This is a genomic window from Accumulibacter sp. (genome assembly GCF_032229525.1).
Taxonomy (GTDB): Bacteria; Pseudomonadota; Gammaproteobacteria; order Burkholderiales; family Rhodocyclaceae; genus Accumulibacter.
In genome coordinates this window covers 1-3,865 of the sequence record NZ_JAVTWB010000273.1, presented here as the reverse complement: position 1 = coordinate 3,865, position 3,865 = coordinate 1, and the positions used below count along the sequence as shown (strand labels likewise).

General features: G+C 61.4%; 4 protein-coding genes and 1 pseudogene. All 5 read right to left on the bottom strand.

What is annotated here, in order from left to right:
* Positions 1–69: 69 nt before the first annotated feature.
* The gene (locus tag RUW20_RS21300; RefSeq protein ID WP_313954225.1) at positions 70–1,368 is read right to left on the bottom strand and encodes a thioredoxin family protein; all 1,299 of its coding nucleotides are present in this window, start codon (positions 1,366–1,368) and stop codon (positions 70–72) included.
* A 188-nt stretch (positions 1,369–1,556) separates the two neighbouring features.
* Positions 1,557–2,024, bottom strand: coding sequence for a DsrE family protein (locus RUW20_RS21295; protein ID WP_313954224.1), 468 nt, complete (start codon positions 2,022–2,024; stop codon positions 1,557–1,559).
* Between the two features lie 207 nt (positions 2,025–2,231).
* On the bottom strand, positions 2,232–3,188 hold the full coding sequence (locus tag RUW20_RS21290; RefSeq protein WP_313954223.1) for an MBL fold metallo-hydrolase: 957 nt from the start codon (positions 3,186–3,188) through the stop codon (positions 2,232–2,234).
* 5 nt (positions 3,189–3,193) lie between these two features.
* A complete protein-coding gene (locus RUW20_RS21285; protein WP_313954222.1) occupies positions 3,194–3,574 on the bottom strand; it encodes a NifB/NifX family molybdenum-iron cluster-binding protein in 381 nt (126 codons plus the stop codon).
* An 84-nt stretch (positions 3,575–3,658) separates the two neighbouring features.
* Positions 3,659–3,865, bottom strand: a pseudogene (locus RUW20_RS21280) (Rieske 2Fe-2S domain-containing protein); the annotation flags it as partial.

Sequence of the window (3,865 nt, the reverse complement as noted above, 5' to 3'; positions counted from 1 at the left end):
TTCCTCTCGGAAAACGGACAACAAAGCACGCCAAGGCAGACGTTCGCGAAACTCGCCCTTTGGCGGCGACTAGATCGAGAACGATTTTCGAGAACACATCAGCCGGTGCACCAGCCATGAACCACCAAGCGCGCCGGCCAGCAAGGCCAGTGCCACGCGCAGATCGTTGAGCGCCGCCGGTGCCACAAGCAGCAGAACGCCCAGTCCCAGCATCATGCTGCCGGAAAGCAGTTTGAGAAATCGCCCTTCGCTCTCGGACATCTTGCGCGAGCCGAGGGTCCAGGTGAACACCAGGGTGATGATCATCAACGGCATCACATAGACCAGATTGTAGAGTCCCAGATAGGCGTAGTGCTGCCAGGGGGACAAGTCAGACAGGGTCAGCAGCCGCGTATAGACCATCGGGAATCCGGCGGTACACAGCAGCTCATAGGAATTCGCCGCCACCGCCAGGGCAACCGTGCCGAGCGTCAACGCCGGCATGCTGTCAGCCCGCAGCAGCCCGCGCACGTGCTGGTAGAGCCTGGGCTTGGCCGCGTCGGAGATGCTCAGCGAGATCCCCTTCTTGAACCAGAAATAGTCCTTGATGTTGATCAGCGCGATGATCATCGCCAGCATCCCTGCCACCGTCGTAACCATCGCGATCTCGCCCAGCCAGCGGAAAGCGTTCAGCCAGGCGGCCATGAACACGAAGTAGATCAGGCCCGAGAAGGAGAGGAAGACGGCGCCGATGAACAGCATGCGGCGGCGGCTGCCGGCATGGACGAGCAGCGAAAGCAGGAACAGGAGCACAAAGAAGGCACAGGGATTGAAAGCATCGAGTCCAGCGATGACCAGGGTGAAAACGGGCAATGACAGCTGCTCGGCCGTCACCCTGCCGAACAACGGGAGATCGACACTCGGCACCCGCGCCGTTGCCGCAGCGGGATCGAGCGCTGCCGGCATACCCGTTTCGCGACACGACCGCAGCCCTTCCTCCAGCGCGCGCCCAGTTCCTTCCGGCCGGTCAAAACCGACGATCATGCCGCCGCAGAAGAGAAAGGCCGGAACGCTACTCGCTTCTTGACTCAGCGCCTCCGCCATGGCGACATACGCCTTGGCCGCTTCCACGTCGCTGCTGACGTCGCCACTGTGCACCAGCAACCAGGGATAGCGGGCTGACAGCGCCTCGACGAACGGAATCGCCGCCTGGCAATGCGGACAGCTCCGGGTCCAGAAGAAGTACAAATGAACCCGCCGTTCGCCGGCGGCGTCGTGGTCGATCCACAGCGGCGCATCGGCAGCGGCTGGCGAGCAATAGAGGGCGGTGGCAGTGAGCAGGCAGATCAGGCGCAAGACCCGAACCCAGCCGGTGAGTCGTGTTCTCATCGCGTACCTTGCCGATAGTGAGCCGATCTTGTTGGCTGAACGCCGCCTCGTCGTAGTCGGAATTTCGACCGGCATGGTGGAAGGTTTCAGACAGCGCCTGTCATTTGCACCCCGCCCTGCCCCTTTCTTCTCTTCTTCACCGGTGCCGGTTGATGCAGTGCCAGAAGCGACGGCTCGTGGTCAGGCGTTCACCACGACAAGGTCTTGGTGTCGTCCTTGAACAAGGCGTTACCAAGCAGATCCGGGCTGCCGATCTTGAAGCCCGGCAACAAGTCCGACGCTTCGACGTCGAACTGCTGCATGCAGTAGTGGCATATCAATACCGTCGCACCCTTGCTCATCAGTTCGGCGAGCGCCTTTTGATGATTGGCATGCTTCTCCGTGTACTTCCTGGAAGCGAGAAGGATGCCGCTCTCGTTCAGCCAAATCGTCAACGAGTGTCCTCTGGCGCGTTGAAGCTCGGCAAAATGCAGAACGTGGCCAACCCGCCGTGTCGCATCGCTCGACAAAGCGATGAACAAGGGATCCTTATCCCCGGCGAAGACCGGGTTCGACAAACCGGAAACGATCAGCGCCAGGGCCATCAACATGGTCTTGAAGAACTGCATACCTACCTCCGTGGAAAGCGGGTGGAACACTCGATCGTCGGTAATCACGACGATCGGCTATCCCAAGTATGCCCGGCCAGCGACCAGTCGTCGTGTGGCATCTTGTCGCATCTCAGATCAGCAAGACTGGCCCCCGACCTTCAGGCGGGCCTGCGCTTGACGACGAGATCCGTACCCCGGCGTGATCATCGATGTAACCGTGCGCAGTCACCCGTGCCAGGAGTCTCGCACGTTGCTCCCCGGTTGACGGCAAGCTTAGGGGGCAGATGCACGTTCCTGTCCCAGATCCAGCACGTCACCGTTACCCAGGAACAAATCGGTCTGTGAACCGTTTCGGGCCGTTCCCCGCTGTACCGGCAAACCGCTGGCCAGCATCTTCTCGACAGCCGTACGCCCGGTGCAATGGTTGCAACCGATTTTGGTGATGCCATAGCCGGCCAGAGACTTGACGATCTCGTCGCGCTGGCTGTCCCAATCTTCCAGGGGCGAGAGATGCAGCCCGCCATAGATCGCGTGGATGTGCTCGCCACCGGCGAAGGTACGACGCGCGTAATCCAGAAGATTGAGGACCCCGCCGTGGCCGCAGCCGGTGATCATCGTCAAGCCCTGGCTCTGCAGCTTGGCGTAGAGGACGTTTTCCCCGTGCACCTGCAACAGCGTGCTCATCGGGAAACTGGCCAGAGCCAGACCCGGAAGCAGTACCAGCGGTTGCTCGGTGGGTACGGTGATCACGCTTCCGGTATGCCCCTGTTGCTGGATGAACGCCAGGCCGGCGGGATGGAAGCCTTCCGGCAGGTAGATCGGAATATCCGGACAGTGCTTGAGCGTCGAGCCAATCCCCCAGAAATGATCGAAATGCTCGTGGCTGATGATCAAGGCCTCGATCTTGCCCTCCTGCAGCAGGCGGTCGATGCCCTCTTCGGCGAAGCGACGGTCCATCCAGTCGGGGTTCCAACCGGTATCGAAGAGCAGGCGGCGCACGCGGCCATCGAGTCCCTCGGCTTCCAGCAGCGCCGAGAAGCCGGCGGCGTTCTCGGCGTGCAGTGATCCGAACGGCGGCCAGGGGATGGCGTATTGATCGGTCTGGGCACCGCCGGCAGCGCGGATGTCGTCGAAGACAGTGGCGGTATCGAACCAGCCGGTTTCCGAGACACAGAGAATTCGTAGGCGCTTCAGGGCCCCAATATCAAGCTTCGAAGAAGTCGTGGCCATGGTGTTTAGCTCGCGACGTGGGAGAAATGGCCGCGCTCATGGCAGTGACCGCCCCGTGCAACAGGCAAGCGTTCGAGGCGATTAGCGAGCATCGCCGATACGGCGGCATCGGGATCTTCCTCCATCGTCACCACGGGAAGGATTCCGCTCTGCATCAGGCGTTCAAAAAGGCAGGGGCCCATACCGCCGGTAATCAGCGTATTGATTCCGGCCAGCGGTTCGGCAAGCTGGTGGTGGCTGGCGTGCAAGCTCTGTTCGATGGAAACCTCGACCAGGCGCTTGCCGCTCACCACGCCCTTTTCCACATCGTAGATCCAGAACTTGCGGCACTTGCCGGCGTGCTCGGTAATCGTCTTGCGGTTCTGGCTGGTGACGGCGATTTGCATGATTTGTCCTTTCCTATCCGTTTTGTGGCGTCTGCGCGAAGCGGCCGTGTGCTGGTACGAAATGCCGTGTCATTGGCTGGGCCGTCAGGCTTGCCCGCGCCTGTCGCTGCCGATCAGCAGGCGGCTGTCGGTGAGGTAACTGTGGGGGGGAATCTCCAGGTTGGTCGGCGCCGGTTTGTCCTTGAAGACGCGGCCGGCGAAATCGAAGGTCGATCCGTGACAGGGGCAGAGAAAGCCGCCGGGCCAGTCCGAGCCCAGAGCCGGGTCACCAGCCGCGAAAGCCTTGCTCGG

What these genes read in the sequence shown, in the direction of transcription:
- RUW20_RS21300 (WP_313954225.1), bottom strand. Translation starts at nt 1,368, where the DNA reads ATGAGAACACGACTCACCGGCTGGGTTCGGGTCTTGCGCCTGATCTGC.
- RUW20_RS21285 (WP_313954222.1), bottom strand. Translation starts at nt 3,574, where the DNA reads ATGCAAATCGCCGTCACCAGCCAGAACCGCAAGACGATTACCGAGCAC.
- RUW20_RS21290 (WP_313954223.1), bottom strand. Translation starts at nt 3,188, where the DNA reads ATGGCCACGACTTCTTCGAAGCTTGATATTGGGGCCCTGAAGCGCCTA.